At 60.6% G+C, this 18,191-nt stretch carries 15 protein-coding genes; 3 read left to right on the plus strand and 12 right to left on the minus strand.

What is annotated here, in order from left to right; all coding sequences use genetic code 11:
• Window positions 1–361 precede the first annotated feature (361 nt).
• Complete coding sequence (locus PseAD21_RS27530; protein ID WP_102358886.1) at window positions 362–1,654, plus strand: MFS transporter; 1,293 nt, start codon at window positions 362–364, stop codon at window positions 1,652–1,654.
• A gap of 12 nt (window positions 1,655–1,666) precedes the next feature.
• On the plus strand, window positions 1,667–2,434 hold the full coding sequence (locus PseAD21_RS27535) for a substrate-binding domain-containing protein (protein ID WP_102358887.1): 768 nt from the start codon (window positions 1,667–1,669) through the stop codon (window positions 2,432–2,434).
• Here PseAD21_RS27535 and PseAD21_RS27540 read toward each other — a convergent pair.
• The 12 genes from PseAD21_RS27540 to PseAD21_RS27595 all read right to left on the minus strand — a co-directional run bounded on the left by PseAD21_RS27540 (window position 2,424) and on the right by PseAD21_RS27595 (window position 15,392).
• Window positions 2,424–3,338 (minus strand): LysR family transcriptional regulator, encoded by a 915-nt coding sequence (locus PseAD21_RS27540; protein WP_102358888.1) that lies wholly within the window; start codon window positions 3,336–3,338, stop codon window positions 2,424–2,426. The genes PseAD21_RS27535 and PseAD21_RS27540 overlap by 11 nt on opposite strands.
• Before the next feature lie 61 nt (window positions 3,339–3,399).
• Window positions 3,400–4,023 carry a hypothetical protein gene (locus PseAD21_RS27545; protein WP_102358889.1) on the minus strand — a complete coding sequence of 208 codons (624 nt, stop codon included), beginning with the start codon at window positions 4,021–4,023 and terminating at the stop codon, window positions 3,400–3,402.
• A gap of 108 nt (window positions 4,024–4,131) precedes the next feature.
• Window positions 4,132–5,205, minus strand: coding sequence for a 3-oxoacyl-ACP synthase III family protein (locus tag PseAD21_RS27550; RefSeq protein ID WP_102358890.1), 1,074 nt, complete (start codon window positions 5,203–5,205; stop codon window positions 4,132–4,134).
• A complete protein-coding gene (locus PseAD21_RS27555; protein ID WP_102358891.1) occupies window positions 5,202–5,444 on the minus strand; it encodes an acyl carrier protein in 243 nt (80 codons plus the stop codon). The genes PseAD21_RS27550 and PseAD21_RS27555 overlap by 4 nt, the downstream gene beginning before the upstream one ends.
• Window positions 5,445–5,480: 36 nt before the next feature.
• Window positions 5,481–6,836, minus strand: coding sequence for a class I adenylate-forming enzyme family protein (locus tag PseAD21_RS27560; RefSeq protein WP_102358892.1), 1,356 nt, complete (start codon window positions 6,834–6,836; stop codon window positions 5,481–5,483).
• A gap of 19 nt (window positions 6,837–6,855) precedes the next feature.
• A complete protein-coding gene (locus tag PseAD21_RS27565; protein WP_102358893.1) occupies window positions 6,856–7,170 on the minus strand; it encodes a hypothetical protein in 315 nt (104 codons plus the stop codon).
• A gap of 41 nt (window positions 7,171–7,211) precedes the next feature.
• Window positions 7,212–8,030, minus strand: a complete 819-nt coding sequence (locus tag PseAD21_RS27570; protein ID WP_102358894.1) for an SDR family oxidoreductase — start codon at window positions 8,028–8,030, stop codon at window positions 7,212–7,214.
• Window positions 8,030–8,803 (minus strand): SDR family NAD(P)-dependent oxidoreductase, encoded by a 774-nt coding sequence (locus PseAD21_RS27575; RefSeq protein WP_102358895.1) that lies wholly within the window; start codon window positions 8,801–8,803, stop codon window positions 8,030–8,032. The genes PseAD21_RS27570 and PseAD21_RS27575 overlap by 1 nt, the downstream gene beginning before the upstream one ends.
• A complete protein-coding gene (locus tag PseAD21_RS27580; RefSeq protein ID WP_102358896.1) occupies window positions 8,800–9,981 on the minus strand; it encodes an NADH:flavin oxidoreductase in 1,182 nt (393 codons plus the stop codon). The genes PseAD21_RS27575 and PseAD21_RS27580 overlap by 4 nt, the downstream gene beginning before the upstream one ends.
• The gene (locus PseAD21_RS27585; RefSeq protein WP_102358897.1) at window positions 9,978–11,051 is read right to left on the minus strand and encodes an AfsA-related hotdog domain-containing protein; all 1,074 of its coding nucleotides are present in this window, start codon (window positions 11,049–11,051) and stop codon (window positions 9,978–9,980) included. Before PseAD21_RS27585 ends, PseAD21_RS27580 begins: the two co-directional genes overlap by 4 nt.
• Before the next feature lie 64 nt (window positions 11,052–11,115).
• A complete protein-coding gene (locus PseAD21_RS27590; protein WP_102358898.1) occupies window positions 11,116–14,760 on the minus strand; it encodes an indolepyruvate ferredoxin oxidoreductase family protein in 3,645 nt (1,214 codons plus the stop codon).
• 368 nt (window positions 14,761–15,128) lie between these two features.
• Window positions 15,129–15,392 (minus strand): hypothetical protein, encoded by a 264-nt coding sequence (locus tag PseAD21_RS27595; RefSeq protein WP_102358899.1) that lies wholly within the window; start codon window positions 15,390–15,392, stop codon window positions 15,129–15,131.
• A 577-nt stretch (window positions 15,393–15,969) separates the two neighbouring features.
• Between PseAD21_RS27595 and PseAD21_RS27600 the strand changes: the two genes are divergently transcribed.
• Entirely contained in the window at window positions 15,970–17,778 is a 1,809-nt protein-coding gene (locus PseAD21_RS27600) for a monovalent cation:proton antiporter-2 (CPA2) family protein (RefSeq protein ID WP_102358900.1), read from the plus strand.
• The last annotated feature ends 413 nt before the right edge of the window (window positions 17,779–18,191 follow it).

An 18,191-nucleotide genomic window follows, 5' to 3' on the forward strand; every position in this document is an offset into this window, starting at 1 on the left:
CGAAGAGGCCGGCACATCCAACATTTTCATTGCCTGACACACCGCTTTCGCGAGCAGGCTCACTCCCACAGGGTCCAGTGCGGTTAACGAGATTTGCAGTCAACCCGCAAACTTGTGGGAGCGGGCTTGCTCGCGAAGAGGCCGGCACATCCAACATTTTCATTGCCTGATACACCGCTTTCGCGAGCAAGCTCGCTTCCACAGGTGCAGCGGTGTTTCAGAGGATTGATCCGCTTTACGCATCAATCCATACCAACAATGCAATTAACATCCAGTTACACCTGCGCCACTATCCGCCGCAATAACAACCGTGCGCCGCTTCCACGTCGCGCACGTCATAAAAGCGGTGGAGTTCTTTTCTATGACAGCCTCAATCCCACACAGCGGCTCGCGGGCCGGCGCCATTTTCCGGGTCACCTCGGGCAACTTCCTCGAACAGTTCGACTTCTTTCTGTTCGGCTTCTACGCCACGCAGATCGCGGCGGTGTTCTTCCCGGCGAGCAGTGAGTTCGCTTCCCTGATGATGACGTTTGCCGTGTTCGGCGCAGGCTTTCTGATGCGCCCGCTGGGTGCCATCGTGCTCGGCGCCTACATCGATGATGTCGGTCGGCGTAAAGGGTTGATTGTCACCCTGTCGATCATGGCCAGTGGCACGATCCTGATTGTGCTGGTGCCCGGATACGAGACCATCGGTCTGTTCGCCCCGGCGCTGGTGTTGATCGGACGGCTGTTGCAGGGGTTCTCCGCCGGTGCGGAGCTGGGCGGGGTTTCGGTGTATCTCTCGGAGATCGCCACCCCGGGCCGCAAGGGCTTTTTCACTGCCTGGCAGTCGGCCAGCCAGCAAGTGGCGATCATCGTCGCCGCTGCTTTGGGCTATGCGCTGAACGCGTGGATGGCGCCAAGCGTGGTGGCTGACTGGGGCTGGCGGATTCCGTTTTTCGTCGGCTGCCTGATCGTGCCGTTCATCTTCCTGCTGCGCCGTAACCTGGCGGAAACCGAAGAGTTCGCAGCCCGCAAACACCGCCCGAGCATAGGCGAAGTGTTCCGCACCCTCGGCCAGAACTGGGGTGTGGTACTTGGCGGCATGTTGATGGTCGCGCTGACCACCACCGCGTTTTACCTGATCACCGTATACGCGCCGACCTTCGGCAAAACCGTGCTGCACCTGAGCACCTCCGACGCGCTGCTGGTGACGCTGCTGGTGGGTGTGTCGAACTTCTTCTGGCTGCCGATTGGCGGCATGTTGTCCGACCGTATCGGCCGGCGTCCGGTGCTGATCACCATGTCCCTGCTGGCCCTGGCCACCACGTATCCGGCGCTGTCGTACCTGGTGCAGGCGCCAAGCTTCAGCCACATGTTGCTGTCGCTGTTGTGGCTCTCGTTCATCTACGGCATGTACAACGGCGCGATGATTCCGGCACTGACCGAGATCATGCCGGTGGAAGTGCGGGTGGCCGGTTTCTCCCTCGCTTACAGCCTGGCGACCGCGATTTTCGGTGGCTTCACCCCGGCGATGTCGACCTTCCTGATCCAGTACACCAGTGACAAGGCCGCGCCCGGTTACTGGATGAGCGTCGGCGCGCTGTGTGCGTTGTGCGCCACGCTGTACCTCTATCGCCGCGCAGGCGGCCGTTTGCAACCGGTCGCCGCATAAGGAGCAATCACCTTGAAAAAACTGATCAACCTCAGCGCCGTCGCCCTCTTCGCGTTCAGCGCCCTGGCACACGCTGAACAGCTGAACGTGATGACGTCGGGCGGCTTCACCGCCGCGTACAAAATCCTCGGTCCGAAATTCGCTGCCGCCACCAGCAACACCCTCGACACCCAACTCGGCCCGTCGATGGGTAAGGCCCCGGAGGCGATCCCCAACCGTCTCGCACGCGGTGAACACGCCGACGTGGTGATCATGGTCGGCTACGCCCTCGATGACCTGATCAAACAGGGCAAGGTCGACCCGGCCTCGCGGGTTGAACTGGCGGACTCGCGGATAGGCCTGGTGGTGCGTGAAGGCGCGCCGAAACCGGACATCAGCAGCGTCGAAGGCCTGAAGAAAACCCTGCTCGATGCACAGTCGGTGGCCTACTCCGACAGCGCCAGCGGCGTGTACATCGAACAGCAGTTGTTCAAGAAGCTTGGCGTCGAAGATCAACTGAAACCGAAGGCGAAGATGATCCCGAAAATCCCGGTCGGCTCGGTAGTTGCCACTGGCGACTATCAACTGGGCTTCCAGCAGGTCAGCGAATTGCTGCCGGTGCCGGGGGTGAGTTTTGTCGGCAAGATTCCGGAGTCTGTGCAGTCGGTGACGCGCTTCGCCGCCGGCATTCCGGTCAGCGCGCAGCATCCAAAAGAGGCCAAGGCCTTGCTTGACTACCTCGCCGCACCCGCCGCCCAGGCTGACGTACAGGCCACCGGGCTGGATTCGGTCAAGCGCTGATCGTTGGCGGCTGGACTTTCATTTCCACCACCAGCCGCTCCAGTTCCAATGCCGCCGGGGTCAACGTGCGACCCCGGCGCTTGATGATGCCGACACTGCGCATCACTTGCGGATCGGTCAGCGGCACCCGCGTCAGAATCGGATGATCCGGGCCGGGCAGTGCCATCAGCGGCACAGCCGCCACGCCCAACCCTGCTTCCACCAGTCCGATCATGGTCGTCACATGCCGCGTCTCGCAGATGCTCGGGCGCTGCGGCACCACGCTGCTCAAGGCCTGATCGAGAAGGAAACGGTTGCCGGAGGTCTTGTCCAGCGAGATGTAGTCCTGCTGATAGAACTCATCCCAAGTCACGCTGCTGCGTCCAGCCAACGGGTGATCGCGGCGACAGGCAACCACGTAGCTTTCCTGCACCAGCGGTTCGAATTCGACTTTCGCCTCCTGAGTGCCCATGAAACTCAAGCCGAAATCCGCCTCGCCGTTGACCACGGCGCTGAGCACATCGTGGGCGCTGGAATCGAGGACTTTGACTTTGATTCGCGGAAACTGCTGGTGATAACGGGCGACCACACGCGGCATGAAGTAATACGCCGCCGACGGCACGCAGGCCACCGTGACATGCCCCAGTCGCGTCGAGGCCACTTCACTGATGCCCAGCAACGCCACGTCCAGGTCATCCAGCAAGCGCTCGACGCTGGGCATGAAACCGCGTCCGGCCTGGGTCAGGCTGACCTTGCGCGTGGTGCGCTCGAACAGCTTCACGCCGAGGGCGTCTTCGAGCTTTTCGATGCGCCGGCTCAGGGCCGGTTGCGACAGGCGCACGGTGTCGGCGGCCTTGCGGAAACTGCCTTGCTCGACCACGGCGCGAAAAGCTTGCAGGTCGTTGAGGTCGAAGTTGATGGCCATGGCGGAACTCGCAAAGGACTGATTCGCAGAGGCTATCAATGTAACCAATTGATGCGCGCTTTTACACCGCGCGCTCCGTCGAGAATTGCCGCTGGATCGAAGCCAGGTTGCGCCGCCGGATCCAGCCGCTGGCCAGGCGGATCATCAGCCAGTAAGGGGTGAACAGTATTTTCGTACGTGTATTGGCGCAATAGACGAAGGTTTCAGTGCGCAAAGTGTAGATGTCCTGGGCATGCTCGATGACCTGAAAGCGCAGTACCAGTTTGGCGACGTTCGGGTCATCCAATGCCTTGAAAGCTTGAGCGTCAGGGATGTGGCCCGTCTTCAGATCCGGGCGCCAGAAGCGTCCCGCCAAACCGAAGGTCACTTCAGAGGCGGTGCGTTCAAGGAGCGTGAAGGCATCAAAACCAAAGGGAGCGGATGGTTGCTGCAATGCGGGGTCGCCGAACTTGCGCAGTATTTTCCCGGGTAATTCGCGCAGCGATAGCAGCGTATCGACCACGCGGTCTTCGCGCATGTCGAGCGCGCAAACAGCAGCGATGATGGCCTCGGGTTGCGCACGGATCGCACCCGATTCGTGACACTCGTGAAACTGGAACCACCGCAGAAAAGGCGACGGATATTCCCACAGCAGATTGTCCCTGCGCCCGATGATGCCCAGTGCGTTGCAGAGTGTGCGATTCATGAATCAGCGGTCCCGTGTGATCAGACGATGTGAACCAGAGCGCGGCACCTTTGAGGTCGATGCGGGCATCGCCGCAAAGGTGCTGCGTATCGCCAGTCAATGACTGGATCAAGCCTGCAGACGCTCACCTGCTGCCTGCGCCGACGAGTCCGCCAGAGCGGTCTTTTCCGGTACCTCACAGGGTGCCACAGCGATGGTCTGACGCAGGTCAGCCTTCAGCGCGCCCCACGACAATCCGGCTCCGAAACCGCACAGCACAACGTGCTCGGCCTGCGGTGTACCGATCGCGGCATGGCGCGACAGCACGATCGGAATCGAGGTCGAACTGGTGTTGCCGACGCCATCGATGTCGACCGGCATCTTTTCCGCTGCCACGCCAATCATCCGTCGCAGGTAATTGAGCATGAACTCGTTCGCCTGGTGCAGTACCAGCAAGTCCAGCGCAGCAGGACTTGACCCCGTGGCTTCAAGCAAAGCCTTGACGGTCTGCGGGACCCGGCTCAGGGCAAAATTCATCACCGCCGTGCCATCCATCTGCAAACGCTGAATGGTCGCGCAGACGTGACTGCCCTCTTCCCGGGCATAGGCGATGTCGGACTGCAGCGCCGCACCGCCGCTGCCGTCGGCGCCGCAGATGAACTCGAACTTGCCTGCACCCGGTTCCAGCAAGGTCGCCGAAGCGGCGTCGCCAAAGAGCATTTTCACGTGGCGGTCGCGCTCGTCGAGGATCCGCGTGGTCACGTCACCGGTACACAGCAGGATCTTCTTGCAGGCGCCGGACGAAATCAGCGCCCCCGCTTGCACCAGCGCACTGATGTAGCCGGAGCAGCCAGCGGCGACATTCAGCACCAGGCAATGCTGCGGCAGGCCGAGAGCCTGCTGCACCACGAAGCCGACGCCCGGCACCCATGAATCCGGGGTCTGGGTCACCACAATCAGGCCATCGATGTCCGCTGCCACAGCATGCCCTTGGTCGAGCAGGTTGCGGCACGCGGCGATGATCAGGTCGGAGGTGTGCAGGGTTCTGGTTTCGCGGATCGACTGAATGCCGGTGCTCTTGGCGATGCGCGCGACTTCCTTGGCGCCGAACAGTTCGGCGAAGTCCTCTTCAGTGACACGGCGCTCAGGCAGCGCCGCCGTGACCGCACGAATCGCGACACCTTCAATGGTCAGCAGGCTCATGCGGCGTCCTTGATTTTCCGGTCGATCAGATCGAACAGATCCTGCACCGTGACCACACGCTCGATCTCCTCGCCCGACACGCTCACGCCGACTTGTTCGAACACCAGCGCGATAATCCCGATTCGCGCCATCGAGTCCCAGTTGTCGCTGTTTTCCAGCACAGTTTCGCCGTGCAACTCGGCCACCGGAATGAACAGGATTTCAGCGATGCTTGCGCGCATTTTTACCAGATCAACCATTTGTCATTTCCTTATAACGTGATGAGTAACCCGGTCTCACGACTGGGCGAGAACGCCGGGGTGACGCATTTTCTTGAAGCGGCTGGTGTACAGCGGAGTCTCGGCAATGGACACCACCCGTGGCAGTTGTTCCGGGGCCAGAACGCCGCGAACGTGCTGATACAGGCGGACCTTGAACGCCTCCAGCGCTTCCGGCTCGAACAGCGTGAAACGCGCCGCAACGATCTGCCCGAGCAATGGGTTGGGTTGTGCGTAGACCACCACGTCAGAGACGTTTTCCAGGCCCATCAGCACGCTTTCCACGTGCGACGGAAACACCTTCTTGCCGCCGACGTTGATCAGATCGACCGCGCGCCCCGTGACCCGAAAGTAGCCTTCGTGCTCCTCGGCCAGATCATGGGTAATCAGGTAGCCGTCACTCGACAGGTCGCCAGCGCTCGCCAGGTAGCCGAGCATGTTGGTCGCGCCGCGCACGTGCAGAATGCCGTCGACCACCCGCAGGCTGTAATTCGGGTCTTCGATCTTCATCCATGCGCTGTCGCCGTCCTTGCTGCGGCACGGCAGCACACCGATTTCCGACATCCCGTACAACTGCTGCAATTGCACCTGCGGCATCACGTTGGCAATGCGCTGGATGGCCTCCGGCGAACTCGGCTCCGAGCCGAAATAGATGCGCTGCAAACTGGTCGTGTCCCACTTCTGGAAGACCCCGGTGATCGTCGCCAGGTTCAGCAGCGTCGGCGACACGTGCAGGGTTTGCACATTGAACAATTCGATGCAGCGACCGACCTCTTGCGGCGAACGCTCGTTGGGCAGAATCAACGTGCCATGCGTCGCCAGCGCTTGCAGGACCGTGACCAGCCCACCGATATGATCGAACAGCAGAAACGCCAGAATCGCGCCGCAGTGCTCCGCACTCAGATAGCGCTCGAAGAACGGCGCAATGCTGTGCACCACGCCCTTGGCCGGGCCGGTCGAGCCTGAAGAAAACACAATGAACCCGGCCTGATGCCGCGCCAGCAGCCCGTCGACCGTGGGCGGTACCTGATGGTTGCCGTGAGGGATAAGCGCAAACTCCGGCGCCCCGCCGATCACCGAAAACCGCGCGCCCGCGACGCCGGCCAGCGTCGCCAGTTGCTCCTCGCCCTTGGGCACAGAAAGCGCCACGACGTTGTTGTGCAGCCACAATGCGAACAGCATGCAGACGCTGTTGAAGCTGTAGTTATCGACCAGCAGCACGCACGAATCGCGGACGGACTTTTCCGCCAGCTCCGCACCATAAGCGTTTATTTGCGCGTGCAACTGATCATAGGTAAATCGCCCCTCATCGCTGACGATCGCCATTTGGCTGCCGGCGCTTTTCAGATGAGCCAAAAATGCTGCTACTTGCATACCCCACCCCGTGATTCGATCAAACGGCTTGAGCCTGAGCTTGCGCTGCAGACAACCGGTCCATGATGTAGGCGATCAGCGTGCCCAGCGTGGCAAACGGCGTGGCGGATTCGGGCAGATCGGTGGTATCGGCCAGACGTACCTCAACGCCCAGCTGGCTGCGCAGCTTTTCCTCGACATCGACGATGATCGACACCAGCGTCAGCGAGTCGATACTGCCGTCCACGCCATAGAGGCGGCTGTCTTCGCCCTGGGACAAATCGATCGGGGTGCTCAACAACAGATCCTGTTGCCGCACGGCTGACTCGGTCAGCGTTTTGACTTGATTGAACATTCCAACATTCCTTTATTGGCTGATACAGGTCCCTGCGCTCACTACGCTTGAGACGATGACTGGTGCGCTTTCTGGTGATCGGCCAGCGCCGTGCGCATGTCGACAAATAGCCCGCTCTTGATCCCGTAGGCGTCGGGTGCGTCGATCATCGCCAGGATGTCGATTGCGCGTTGCGCGGGCGAGACCATGTAGCCAGGCGCCAGGGCTCGTTGCTGTAGCGACTTGAGGTCAGGAAAGTCAGCGGTGCGCTGGCTGAAGCTCACCTGCCGCGACAGACCGGTGTCGACGTTGCACAGGCCGAGCACGGCGAAGAAGATCTCCGGATTTTCCTCGGCATAAACGCCACCCAATGCCTTCAGCGCAGCTTTCGACAGGCTGTACGGCAGCGTACCCGCACGAAAGCGTACGCCGGCCATCGAGGCTGACAGCACGCAGGTCGCTGGACGATGCGCTGCAGACAGCATCAAATCGAGAATGGCTTTGTTCGCCAGCACGTTGACGTTGAGCACATGCTGCAACTCATCCAGCGAGAACTCCCCGCCACGCCCCGGCACGTTTCCGCTGACCCCGGCATTGAGGAAAAACCGGTCGACGCCCTGCTCCAGAACGGTGGCAAAGTTGTCCTTGAACAGCTCGCCCATCGCGCTCGGCCGGGAGAGGTCGAATGGCCGAAAGTGGAAGTTCGGATGGTCCATCAACTGATACGGCTGACGGCGCGAGGTGCCAAAAACCGTGTGCCCGTTTTGCAGATGCAGCTGCGCCAGCGCCTCGCCGATGCCGCTGCTCACGCCGGTGATGAACACCCGCTGTTTGCCCTTCTCGCGGGAACCTGTGGTGGCGTTGCGTTTGACCGTGTGCATCAGAATTTACCGGCGGAAAAACCGCCATCAACCGGCATCACGGTGCCGGTGACAAACGAAGACGCGTCGCTCAGCAGCCACAGGATCGCGGCAGAGATTTCGCCCGGATTGGCGAAACGCTTCATCGCCGTCACCTGCAGCTTGTGTTTGGTCGATTCCGGGTTGGCTTTCAGGCGTTCTTCCGAGTTCATGCCGCCCAGTGTCGGGCCAGGGCATACGGCGTTGACGCGAATCGAATGCCGCTCAGGCAAGGCTTCTTCCGCGCACTCGATCGCGCACACCTGCGTGAGCATGTTCAGCGCAGCCTTGCTGGTGGAGTAGGCACTTTGCTTGGCAACCCCGAGCAGACCGGCGCAGGACGAAACGTTCACGATCGAGCCGCCGGCGTGTTTCGAGATCAGGTTGGTCTCGTGCTTGAGCAACAGCAGCGGGCCCAGCAGATTGATCTCCAGCACGCGTTTCCAGTCTGGGAAATCCATGTCACGGATCGGCGCGTGCCTGGAGGTGACGCCGGCATTGTTGACAGCCAGATCAAGGCGACCGTGTTTGTCGTTGATGATGCGGAACAGCTCGATCACCGAGGCTTCGTCGGTGACGTCGCTTGGGATGAACGTGCAGTTTTCGCCGAGGCGACTTTGCGCGGTCAGGCCATCGTCCTCGTTGCGCCCGGTGATGTAGCAGATGCAGCCGGCGTTGATCAGCTTCTGGCTGACATCGAAACCGATCCCGCGTGTGCCGCCGACAACAAGGGCGATCTTGGCGTTGAAGTTCATTTCAGGGTTTCCTCATAGTGCTGTTGTAGTTGTTCTGGCCGTCGATAGTCAGGATTGACGCAGCAGTAAACGCGCTCGGCCATGGGATCTTTTTTGTCGCGGAAACAAAAGGCATCGCCCCGGCAGCGATTGACCTGATCCGCTCGGCCCGCCAGTTGCTTGGCGACAAAGCGCTGGTCGGCGAGCATGGCGCGGCCGAACCCGACGAAATCGGCATCACCACTGGCGATGATTTCATCGGCTTGCGCCACGTCCGCGACCGAGCCGGTAAAGCCCAGTGGAATCCGCACGAAACGCTTCAGATAGCGGCAGCCGGCGCGCGCCATGGCCAGGGCCTGTTCGGTATTTTTGAAAAAGAAACGGAAGGTCTCGCTGATGCCCAGCGAACAGGTAATGGCCACGACCCCACTGGCCTCCAGCGCGGCGACGACATCACCCAGCAACGCGGCGTGCTGCCCTTCCTCGCCCAGGCCGTCGTCCATGCCCAGGCGCACGGTGACCGCGACCTTGTGGTCGGTGGCCTCGCGGATGCCAGCCACGATGGCGAGCAACAGCCTGGCACGCTTGAGCGGCGTGCCACCCCAGTCATCTTCGCGCCGGTTGGTCTTCGGCGAGAGGAAGCTGCTGATCAGATAACCGTTGGATGCCTGCAACTGGATCAGCGTGGCCCCGGCCTGTTGCGCGTAGCGCGCGGCGGCGCAGAACTGCTCGATGCAGCGCTGGATCTGCGCCTCGGTCATTGCCATCGCCCGCGCCTCGGGATGCGCACTGAGGATGGTCGGGGACGCGATGGCGCTGGGGGTCAGAATAATCCCCTGCTTCGACGGCAGAGACTGCGGCCCGTAATGCTGCAGTTGTACCCCCAGCGGAAAACCCCGCGCCCGCGCCGCTTCAAACAGCGGACGCAGGGCCTGTGCGTGAGCCGCCGAGGTCAGCCGCAGCCCACGGCTGTTGTAGCGCGCATCGGCGTCGACGCTGGCATTACCGAGAAAACCAAAGCCGGCACCACCATCCATCAAGGCTTGATAGACCGAAAAAAACGCTGGCTGCGGGAAGCCGTGTTCGTCACACAAATCCATGCCGAGCGAGGAAAAATACAGCCGGTTCTTCGCCACCGCATGCGCGCCGAAATACAACGCCTGGGTGGCTGCCTTGAAGGCGGGGTTTTCCTTGATCATTGCTTCAGTGCCGCAAGCGCCGGTTCATCGAGGTAGACAAAACCGCGCTTGATCATGTCGCTGATCACCTGCAAGCCATTGAAATCCACCTCGGCGAACTCCCACGACGAATGCTCGCCCTGCCCGACGCGGCGGATGCCGGCGGTAAAACTGAATTTGCCGTCGTAAACGATATTCAGGCTGACCGGGTCGGGCAGATCCGATGCTGTCGTCACGCAGCCGCTTTTACCCAGGCCCAACAACTGCACCTCGGCGCGGCGGCCCTGCTCGTCGCTCAGGGTGCAGGCCAGCGTCAACGGTTGCAGCGGTGCAAACCAGTCGTTGGAGTAGATGAAGATGTTGCGTGTCTTTTCGAACAGCGGCATATCGATCACGGTGGCTTTGGTGTCGACCGTGGCGAACAAGGTCTGGCGTTGATAGAACGCAACCCGCAGATGGATTTTCTTTGGCGACGTGGCATCGCTCGGGGTCATGTTGTCGACCACCAGCTCGATTGGATACATCAGCTCGGCGTAGGCGAAAAAACTCGAGTTCAGCTCATTGACGCTGACGGTCACAGCACCACGCGCATGGTCGGTGTGGTGGTACAGGTGGTGATAGACCGCCTGGCGCGCCGCTTCGATGAACATCGTCCCCGGCACATGTTCGTGTGCCTTGCGGTAGAAGAAGTAGTTGTCGGCGTTATTGATGAAGCGAAACGAACTGGCGCGGCGGATCGGCGGAATCGATTCGCACAAGGCGGCAACGGCAAACTCCAGGTTGTCGCCCTTCGCCTGGACCGCCCCCATCTGCGCGGCGACGATCTGGTAGGGCAGCGCCCTGACCTTGTTCCATTCATCATCGGCACCCACGCCGTCCATCCGGCTCTTTTTCTGCAGATCGGGCGCAATCTCGAAGCGCCGCTGCTGGTTGGCGCTCAAGGCATAGTTGCGCACCAGCGGGTTATGCCCGTTGGCCTCAATCAGGGTTTCGTCCAGATACAACGGTAGCGCGTCTCTAGGGGCGCAAATCAATACGTCGTCAGCCGAACCTTTGTGCAGGAGGTCGGGCGAAATGCAGTCGTTATTCATCGTGGTCAGCTCATCTCGGTAATTGTTGTATTTCTTGTGGTGTGGGGCTGGCGATAGCCTCCCGTCAGGAGGCTTCCATCACGTCGCGCTCTTCTGCGCTCATTTGCCTGGCGATGATGGTTGATGGCTGCCATGACTCGACACCGTGGATGACCGGCTTGTCCGCCAGAATCTGTTCGATGAGTTCTTTCTCGCGCAGACGTGCCGCCGCCATCGAGCGGTCCTTGACGTGACCGTAGCCGCGAATCGAATCCGGCAGATTCGCCCAGGCGACGAACGCCGACAGATTCTCCGAGTTCAACTTCGGCAACAGGCGTTGCAGGGTTTGCTCGTAATCGCTCAGCAGGCGGCGCTCTTCGCGGCGCTCGGCGGAATAACCCAGCGGGTCGAACCGGGTGTGGCGCAATACGCGGCCCTTGGCCAGGACCTTCAACAGCGGCAGGATCCAGCCGGAAAACGCGATCTTTTTCGGCTCGCCGGTGCCCTCTTGGTTCTTGCGCAGCAGCGGCAAGGCAAAGTGGAACTTCAGACGAATGCCGCCGTCGAACCGGGCCTTCAGCGAGTCGGTGAAACTGCGCGTGGTGAGCAGTCGCGCCACTTCGTACTCGTCCTTGTAAGCCATCAGCTTGAACAGGTTGCGTGCCACGGCTTGCGTCAGTGCGCTGTCATCACCGGCGGCCGGCAGTGCCCGCAGTTGCTCGATGACCTTGCGATAACGTGCCGCATACGCGGCGTTCTGGTAGCTGATCAGGAACTCGCTGCGGCTGTTGATCAACTGCTCGAGGCCTTCGCGGCGACCGCGCATGTCGCTGATGTCGCGGATCGCAATCGTCGACACGGCGTCCACCGGCTGATCGAGATAAGGTGCGACAAAAGCTGTGTCCTGCGCCCACAGTCGGCCCCAGGCAAAGGCCAGATGGTTGGTGGTGGCGCTGCCGGCCAGATCGATGGCCTTTTTCAGCGCGGGCAGCGACACCGGTACCGTCCCCTTCTGCCAGGCGTAACCGAGCAACAGCATGTTGGCTTGCATCGGGCTGACCAGCGAGTTCGCCAACTCCCCGGCATCGAGGCTGTGGAAGTGCTCGGCGCCGACCTGCTCTTTCAAAAACGCTTGAATCGCGTCGGTTTCGATATTCAGCTGGGTATTGCGCAACATCGCGCCGGTCTGGGTCAGGGCACTGTTGGCAATGACCACGGTTTTGTTCGGCCGCAGCGTCACCAGTGCATCGTCCTCGCTGGCCACCACCAGATCGGCGGCGAGCAGCAGGTCGGCACCGCCGATATCGATGCGGTGCTGGTGCAGCGCATCGGCATTACCGGCCAGGCGCACATGGCTCAACACCGCGCCGCCCTTCTGCGCGAAACCGGTGAAGTCGAGCACGCTGACCGCACGCCCATCCAGGTGAGCAGCCATGGCAATCGCCCGCGCCACGGTCACCACACCCGTACCACCGACACCGGCCAACAGCATTTCATACGGCAGCTCGAGCGAGCGCGGCACTGGCGGCAGCGCCAGTGCTTCGGCCCGCGCCAGCACCTGGGCGCTGTCGGCCAGTTTGCGCGGCCGTTGCCGTGGTTTGCCGGTCACCGTCACGAAGCTTGGGCAAAAGCCCTTGATGCACGACAGATCGGTGTTGCACGAGTGCGGATCGATGCGACGCTTGGCGCCGAACGGCGTTTGCACCGGAACCACCGACAGGCAATTGGATTTGACCTGGCAGTCGCCACAACCTTCACAGACGGCTTCGTTGATCACCACTTCAGTCTTCACCAGCGGTGCCGGCAATTGCTTCTTGCGACGGCGCCCTTCGACCGCGCAGACCTGATCGAAAATCAGCACGCTGACACCGCGAGTGTCACGCAGCTGCAATTGCACCTCTGCCAGTTTTTCACGGTGAAACACTTCGATGCCCTGGGGCAGGCTGTCATGCGCCTGATAGCGCTGCAGGTCATCCGCCACCACCACGATTCGCTGTGCGCCTTCAGCCTTGAGCAACTCAACGGCTTTCTTCACCGTCAGCTTGCCGTCGATAGGCTGACCACCGGTCATGGCCACGGCATCGTTGTAGAGCAACTTGTAGGTGATGGTCGCACCGGCTGCGATGGCCTGGCGCACAGCAAGGAATCCAGAGTGGAAAAAGGTCCCGTCGCCGATGTTCTGGAAGATGTGCGGGGTCTGCACGAACGGAGCCTGGCCCAGCCAGTCGACCCCTTCCCCGCCCATCTGCACGCTGCCGGTGGTCGAGCGTTCCGGCATGCGCGCCGCCATCGCATGACAACCGATGCCGAGCCGCGCTTCACTGCCTTTGGGCACCTGGGTCGAGGTGTTGTGCGGGCAACCGGAGCACAGATAAGGCGTGCGCCGGATCCAGTCGCCAGCCCGCGAGATGCCGGGCATGCGCCAGAAATGCGGAAGGCTCAGGTCGATGCCCAGGCCTTGCAGACGCTGCTGAAGCAATGCGGCGATGCGCGACGGCCGCAGTTCCTCGTGATCCGAGATCAGCGGTTGGCCGTCTTCGTCGGTCTTGCCGATGATCACCGCACGCTGGTCGTGGGCGGCGTTGTAGTACTTCTGTTTGAGCTGTTCTTCGACGATCGCCTGCTTCTCTTCAATGATCAGCACCTTGTCAGCGCGCTGGGTCCAGGCGTCCAGCACCGGCGACAGCGGATACACCAGGTTGATCTTGAGCAACGCGACGCCGGCGTTTTCCAGTTGTTCGAGGGCGATGCCGCATTGCTGCAAGGCCTGGCGAACGTCGCCATACGCCTTGCCGACTGCCGCGATGACCAGCGTTGGCCGGGCTGGCGCGGTGACGGCGGTATCGATCGGGTTGGCCAGGGCAAAGGCGCGGGCCGCGTCGAACTTGAACGCGGTCCGGCGCTCGATCTGCATGCCTGGCAAATCCGGCCAGCGCCAGTGCAAGCCGTCCGGCCCCGGATCGATATCCGGGGTGACGAACGTCGGCAGCGTGATCGACTCGACGGAGGTAGTCGCCTCGACCGTCTCGGTAATGGCCTTGAACCCCACCCACAATCCTGACACCCGGGACAGCGCCCAACCCCACAAACCGCAGCGTTCGTAGTCGTCAAGGCCGGCCGGATGAATTACCGGCAAACCCCAGGCGATCAGTGTGCGGTCGGATTGATGCGACATCGACGACGACACGCAACCGTGATCGTCGCCGGTGACCACCAGCACGCCACCGTTGGGCGACGAACCATAGGAGCTGCCATGCTTGATCGCGTCACCCGAGCGATCGACGCCCGGCCCCTTGCCGTACCACATGCCGAACACACCGTCATACAGACGCTGCGGATCGGTTTCCACGCGCTGGGTGCCGATCAGCGCCGTGGCCGCCAGATCTTCGTTGATCGCCGGTAGAAAGCGAACGTTGGCGTTTTCCAGAACAGCCTTGGCCTTGACCAGTTCGCGGTCCACGCCGCCCAGCGGTGAGCCGCGATAACCGCTGACAAACCCCGCCGTACGAATGCCGTTGGATCGATCAAGTTCAGCCTGGGACAGCAGCAGCCTTACCAGCGCCTGCTGACCGCTCAAAAAGATCCGTTCGTTGGGCTGCGCGTGCTCCCGGCAATACATCGAGCGACTGTCGTACTGCTCGATCCGCGACAGTGCAGCCAGTGCCTCATCACTCGCGAGTTTGTCGGGTTGCAGGCGTTGACGTTCTGAATCAATGGAATCCAAGTACACAGTTTCAAATCCTTATGAAAACTTCACATTAAATATGCTTATTCGCGCACTACAGCAGAGGTTGCATCAAAAATTTCGACCGCCACACGACGGAAATTCAGGAGAGACAAGTACCTGACTGGCCGCACAGAAAGACGCACTCGCTCGGCTCCGCGACATCTCGGGAGCTCGTCAAGTCAGTCTTTTTAAACAGGCCGCATGAATTTCAGGTACAAAGTTTCAAATCCTTATTAAAACTTTACTTTCAATAGATATATTTTTCGCCTCGGGGGCACAACTTCAGAGTGGCGAATTCGCTCAGGCGAGAGTGACGGCTTTATAAGCGCGTGACGGCTCGCGGCGATCCGATTTGACTGAAGTTGTTGGCGTTATGAACCGTTCAAAAACGCCTCATCTGCGGCTTGGAGAGCAAGCTGCCGCACAGGGCTTTTTCGGTTTTTTGAAATGATGAACTCGGCTGAGGCCGCCGCAGTCCGGGACTTTATCGAATGATTGCCATGAATTTGGCGACGGGACAATGACGCCTCGATTTCAGCCTGTGCACGATCTTGTGCCACGTTCTGGATAAAACAGAAAACGAACTGATCGAGTCGAAATCGCAGAGGTTCCGATCCAATGGAATCCAGATACAAGTTTCAATTCCTTATGAAAACTTCGTGCGGCCATCCTGGTCGCTTCATGACGGCCGTTATAAGCAGCCAGCATCTTGGGTGAAAAATAGTAGGTTCGGAGCCCTCGCCTTGTCAATCGTTGTAACAAACATTTAATGGTCAATTGCAAATCATGAACTATCTGGTTCACACAATCGCTACCGGCAATTAGCAATGAATGGCGTTTAAAGCTCTACATTATCGAATCCGCTGTCCAGGCCGCTGATTAACCGGCGATCGCACTTCAGTTGACTTGCCAATTCAAAACTTCGCCCATCGCCAGCGAATATCGAGTTGACGCGCAATGGCTCGGCAATATCACGCACCGGACACTTAAGACCAAAGTATAACTTTACATCGCCATATAACTGCCTGAGCACCTTTACTCGATGATGGCAATGCGACAACTTTCAAGTTGCCGGACGCTCATCGGCGCAGAGCCATTCACGCTTTCGCAATGATATTGATCGAAAATCCCCTGCCCAAGCGCCCTGTGGTGCGACGGGGGATCAGCCATTATCCTTGACGCCCCCGCCGTACCGTTGTCAGGAGTTTCCCCATGCCCCATGAAGGCAACCTGTTACAAGCCGCTGTCGTGTTTCTGTTCGCGGCCGTGCTCACCGTGCCCTTGGCCAAACGTCTGCAACTGGGCGCCGTGCTCGGTTATCTGCTGGCGGGGGTGATCATCGGCCCGTCGGTGCTCGGCCTGATCGGCAACCCGCAAAGCGTTGCGCACATCTCGGAACTGGGCGTGGTGTTGCTGCTGTTCATCATCGGCCTGGAACTGTCGCCACGCCGATTGTGGGTGATGCGCAAATCAGTGTTCGGCGTCGGGCTGGCACAGGTGCTGCTGACCGCTGCGGTGATCGGCGTGCTGGCGTTGTACGTATTCGGTCAACCGCTTAACAGTGCGATTGTGCTTGGTCTTGGCCTGGCGCTGTCATCGACCGCGTTCGGCCTGCAAAGCCTGGCCGAACGCAAGGAGCTGACCAGTCCCCACGGGCGGCTGGCGTTTGCGATTCTGCTGTTCCAGGACATCGCCGCGATCCCGCTGATCGCACTGGTGCCGATGCTCGCGGGCGGCGGCCACGAAACCAGCAGCGCGGGAGGCCTGAATCATGGTTTGCAGGTACTCGGCGGGATCGCCGTGGTGGTGGTCGGCGGGCGTTATCTGTTGCGCCCGGTGTTTCGTATTGTGGCGAGAACCGGTCTGCCGGAAGTGTCCACCGCCACCGCGTTGTTGGTGGTGATCGGCACGGCGTGGCTGATGGACCTGGTCGGCGTGTCGATGGCGCTCGGGGCATTCCTCGCCGGCCTGCTGCTGGCGGACTCGGAATATCGCCATGAACTGGAAGCGCAGATCGAGCCGTTCAAAGGTCTGCTGCTGGGGCTGTTCTTCATCAGTGTCGGCATGGGTGCGAACCTGAGTCTGTTGCTCAGTGCACCGATCACCGTGCTGGGGCTGACACTGCTGCTGATCGGCTTGAAACTGCCACTGCTGTTTGTGGTCGGGCGCCTGGCCGGTGGGCTGAACAAGGTCAGTGCGATTCGCCTGGGCATTGTGCTCGCGGCCGGTGGTGAGTTTGCCTTTGTGGTGTTCAAGATCGGTCGCGATCAGGGCCTGTTCGAACCGCGCCTGTATGACCTGCTGGTGTTGACCATCACCCTGTCGATGGCGTTGACGCCCTTGCTGCTGCTGATCTGTGCACGGCTGGTCAGCCCGAAAGTGCAGCCGGTGGTGGTGCCGGAGAAATTCCGCGAAATCGACACCGAGGCTCCACGGGTGGTGATCGCAGGCATGGGCCGGATGGGTCAGATCGTGGCGCGGATTCTGCGGGCGCAGAACATCAAGTTCGTGGCGCTGGACACCTCGGTGGAAACCATCGAGCTGTCGCGCAGTTTCGGCGGTGTGCCGGTGTTCTACGGTGACCCGATGCGCCCGGAAATTCTCAACGCGGCCAAGGTGGGTGAGGCTGAATATTTTGTCATCGCCACGGACGATCCGGAGACCAACATCAAGACTGCCGAGATCGTGCGCAAGCTGTATCCGCACATGAAAATCATCGCCCGCGCGCGTAACCGTCAGCACGTGCACCGCTTGGTCGATGTCGGCGCCGAGCCGATTCGAGAAACCTATTACTCCAGCCTGGAAATGAGCCGTCGCACTCTGGTCGGGCTTGGTCTGACCCAGGCTCAGGCCGATGCGCGGATCAAGCGCTTCAAGCACCACGACGAACAGGTGCTGGAAGCCCAGCACGCGATCTACGATGACGCCGCCAAAGTCCTGCAGACCGCCCAGGAAGCCCGGGCGGAACTGGCGCGGTTGTTCGAGTCGGATCAGCTGGAAGAGGAATCGCGCCAGTCCTGACCTTCACACAAATCCAATGCAGGAGCGAGCCTGCTCGCGAAGGCGCTGTGTCAGACAACACAGCTGCAACTGACAGATTGCATTCGCGAGCAAGCCCGCTCCCACGGGGGTTGGTGTCGTGCGCAAATGATCGGTATGACATTGATCAATGCAGGAGCGAGCCTGCTCGCGATGACGGTGGCACAGTCAGCATATGCGCTGACTAATCGACCGCTATCGCGAGCAGGCTCACTCCTACAGGTTTGATGTCCACCCACAAAATGGCCGAACACCACATAACCAATGTGGGAGTGAGCCTGCTCACGAATGCGTCTGGTCAGACGACGCTATGTTGATTGTGCCGGCCTCTTCGCGAGCAAGCTCGCTTGTATGGTAGGACTTGAAGGGAGGAGGAGGGACAAGGCTCGATTCTG

Origin of the sequence: Pseudomonas sp. AD21, from assembly GCF_002878485.1 — a bacterium.
Classification (GTDB): domain Bacteria; phylum Pseudomonadota; class Gammaproteobacteria; order Pseudomonadales; family Pseudomonadaceae; genus Aquipseudomonas.

Bases quoted from the DNA above. Each gene is read 5' to 3' on its own strand.
- PseAD21_RS27565 (WP_102358893.1), bottom strand. From the start codon at position 7,170: ATGTTCAATCAAGTCAAAACGCTGACCGAGTCAGCCGTGCGGCAACAG.
- PseAD21_RS27570 (WP_102358894.1), bottom strand. From the start codon at position 8,030: ATGCACACGGTCAAACGCAACGCCACCACAGGTTCCCGCGAGAAGGGC.
- PseAD21_RS27560 (WP_102358892.1), bottom strand. From the start codon at position 6,836: ATGCAAGTAGCAGCATTTTTGGCTCATCTGAAAAGCGCCGGCAGCCAA.
- PseAD21_RS27540 (WP_102358888.1), bottom strand. From the start codon at position 3,338: ATGGCCATCAACTTCGACCTCAACGACCTGCAAGCTTTTCGCGCCGTG.
- PseAD21_RS27545 (WP_102358889.1), bottom strand. From the start codon at position 4,023: ATGAATCGCACACTCTGCAACGCACTGGGCATCATCGGGCGCAGGGAC.
- PseAD21_RS27550 (WP_102358890.1), bottom strand. From the start codon at position 5,205: ATGAGCCTGCTGACCATTGAAGGTGTCGCGATTCGTGCGGTCACGGCG.
- PseAD21_RS27585 (WP_102358897.1), bottom strand. From the start codon at position 11,051: ATGAATAACGACTGCATTTCGCCCGACCTCCTGCACAAAGGTTCGGCT.
- PseAD21_RS27530 (WP_102358886.1), top strand. From the start codon at position 362: ATGACAGCCTCAATCCCACACAGCGGCTCGCGGGCCGGCGCCATTTTC.
- PseAD21_RS27555 (WP_102358891.1), bottom strand. From the start codon at position 5,444: ATGGTTGATCTGGTAAAAATGCGCGCAAGCATCGCTGAAATCCTGTTC.
- PseAD21_RS27580 (WP_102358896.1), bottom strand. From the start codon at position 9,981: ATGATCAAGGAAAACCCCGCCTTCAAGGCAGCCACCCAGGCGTTGTAT.
- PseAD21_RS27575 (WP_102358895.1), bottom strand. From the start codon at position 8,803: ATGAACTTCAACGCCAAGATCGCCCTTGTTGTCGGCGGCACACGCGGG.
- PseAD21_RS27600 (WP_102358900.1), top strand. From the start codon at position 15,970: ATGCCCCATGAAGGCAACCTGTTACAAGCCGCTGTCGTGTTTCTGTTC.